The 2,852-nt window shown below is 63.8% G+C and carries 1 protein-coding gene; it reads left to right on the top strand.

Features of this window, described 5'->3' with window-relative positions:
• The first annotated feature begins 468 nt into the window (after window positions 1-468).
• A complete protein-coding gene (locus VGC77_RS07755) occupies window positions 469-2,706 on the top strand; it encodes a TonB-dependent siderophore receptor (protein ID WP_414709623.1) in 2,238 nt (745 codons plus the stop codon).
• Window positions 2,707-2,852: the final 146 nt, after the last annotated feature.

Here is a 2,852-nt window from a genome sequence, read left to right as displayed (position 1 = left end):
ATCATCGGCCGGCTCGGCGGCTGGGACGGCTATCCATCGTCCAAACCTCCCGGCCCCATCACCTTCAAGCACGGCCTCGAACGCTTCTCCGCCATCGCCGCAGGATGGAGCCTCAGAGATGTGTGCATGCCTTAGTGCGTGCGCAGGGACGACACGCGGGGAGGGCGTGCGCAAATCCATAGCGTTTTCGAGCGAAGTGGACCCCGGTTCGCGTGAAGAAAACGCGTCAAAATAACAATCGAGAAATCCGGTTCTGATCCTATCAGAAGCGAAATAGCTCCAGCGACGCGTCTCTCAGACGAGATCGTCATCCTCATCGGGTTGCATCGCTGGATTGCCTCTAAGAGGAGTTCTATTAGCACGCCCGTTGGTCCGCGCGTAAGCACGCCCCGTCGTTGAACTGTCACGTCACCTTCGCTGACGAGACGTCGGATCGGGGGACGTGTTGTGTCGAAACATCTCTATGCGTTGCGTTTGTCTGCGGCTTCGGGCGCGCTGGCGCTCGGCCTGATATCGGGCCATGCCGCGCTGGCGCAATCAGCGACCGCGGCCGGTGAATCCGCGCTGCCGCCGGTGGTGGTGAATTCGCAAAAGCCGCGCCGCGCAGCTCCGGTGGCCGCGCGCCACGTCCGCGCCGCGCCTGCAGCGACGGCCCGCGCGCCGCAATCCAGGCCGGTGCAAAATTTCGTCGAAAACCCGCGCGGCCCGATCCAGGGCTACGTCGCTAACCGCTCGATGGTCGGCACCAAGACCAACACCGCGATCAACCAGACGCCGCAGTCGGTCTCGGTGATCGGCGCCGAGCAGATCCGCGACCAGAAGCCCGCCAAGCTCGACGATTTGCTGCGCTATACGCCGGGCATTCTCGGCGGCTTTTTCGGTACCGACACCCGCGCCGACTGGTTCATGATCCGCGGCTTCCAGGCCAATGCCGACAGCTTCTTCCTCGACGGCCTGCAACTGTTCTCGACCTCCTACGCGACCTGGAAGATTCCGCCGGTCGATATCGAACGCGTCGAGGTGCTGCGCGGCCCCTCCGCGGTGCTGTATGGCGGGTCGAGCCCGGCCGGCCTGATCAACATCGTCAGCAAGATGCCGCCGGCGGAGCCGATCCGCTACATCGAGACCGGGGTCAACAATTACGGCAACCGCTATGTCAGCTTCGACGTCGGCGGCCCGATCGCCACCGCGCCGGGCAACGGCCAATTGCTGTATCGCGTGGTCGGCCAGGCCAAGGCCGGCGACACCCAGACCGACTACGTCAAGGACGACAGCTATTCGATCGCGCCGTCGCTGACCTGGAAGCCGGATGCCGACACCTCGTTCACGGTGCTGGCCTCGGCGACCAAGACCGAGACCAACAGCTCGAACTTCCTGCCCTATGTCGGCACCGTGGTCGACGCGCCCTACGGCCGCATCCGCACCAGCCTGTTCACCGGCGAGCCGTCCAACGACAAATGGACCCGCGAACAGGAGATGATCGGCTATCAGTTCGAACACAACGTGTCGGACAGCGTCACCGTCCGCCAGAACGCGCGCTACGCCCATCTCGACAGCACCGTCAGCGGGCTCTACGCCTTCGGCTACGCCACCACCGCGGCGGCCGGCGATCTGATGCGCGGCAATTTCTACGCCCATAACGTCGCCGACCAGGCCAATCTCGACAACCAGCTGGAATATCGCTTCGACACCGGCATTCTCAGCCACACCGCGCTGTTCGGCCTCGACCTGAAATATTACAGCCTCGACGACTATCAGGGCTTCGAGATGTCCAACTCGCTCAACGTGGTCAACCCGGTCTACACCCCGAGCGCGCAGTTCAGCGGTACGCCCTATGTGGATGCCAACTTCACCCAGAAGCAGCTTGGCGCCTATCTGCAGGATCAGATCCGGCTCGGCCGCATCACGCTGGTGCTGAGCGGCCGCAACGACTGGGTCAAGACCGACAACGACAACCACATCGGCGCCAGCCTGTCGCGCGACGACAGCAAGTTCTCGGGCCGCGCCGGGCTAATCTACAATTTCGACAACGGGCTCGCGCCCTACGTCTCCTACGCCACCAGCTTCAACCCGATCGTCGGCACCAATGCGGTGCTGAGCCAGCTCTATCTGCCGGAGACCGGCAAGCAGACCGAGGTCGGCGTCAAGTTTCAGCCGAACGGTTTCGACGGCCATTTCGGCGTCGCGCTGTTCGACCTGAAGCGGCAGAACGTGCTGACCACCAATCCGGACAACGCGCTGCAATCGATCCAGACCGGCGAGGTCACCTCGCGCGGGCTGGAGCTCGAAGCCGTCGCCAATCTGATGCCGGGCTTCAAGGTCACCGGCTCGTTCACCACCTACAATATCTTCGTCAGCAAGAATTTGGATTCCTCGTTGATCGGCACGGTGCCGACCAACACGCCGCGGCAGCTCACCTCGGCCTGGGGCGACTACACCTTCCAGAATGGCGCCTTGGCCGGGTTCGGCTTCGGCGGCGGCGTGCGCTATGTCGGCGCGTCATTCGCCGACACCGCCAACACGCTGTCGGTGCCGGCCTATGTGCTCGGCGACGCCGCGATCCACTATCAGTGGGACAATTGGCGGCTGGCGCTCAACGTCACCAACATCACCGACGAGATCTACGTCGGCACCTGCCAGACCACCACCGCCTGCTTCTACGGCGACCGCCGCCGCGCGGTGGCGAGCCTCGGCTACAAATGGTGAGGGGAGGTCGTCCCTGCGCACGCACTAAGGCATGCACACATCTCTGAGGCTCCATCCTGCGGCGATGGCGGAGAAGCGTTCGAGGCCGTGCTTGAAGGTGATGGGGCCGGGAGGTTTGGACGATGGATAGCCGTCCCAGCCGCCGA

The sequence above is a fragment of the Rhodopseudomonas sp. genome, from assembly GCF_036404135.1.
In the GTDB taxonomy this organism is placed as follows: Bacteria; Pseudomonadota; Alphaproteobacteria; order Rhizobiales; family Xanthobacteraceae; genus Rhodopseudomonas_A.
Note: the sequence above shows the minus strand (reverse complement) of the source record. Positions and strands in the feature narration are given on the sequence as shown.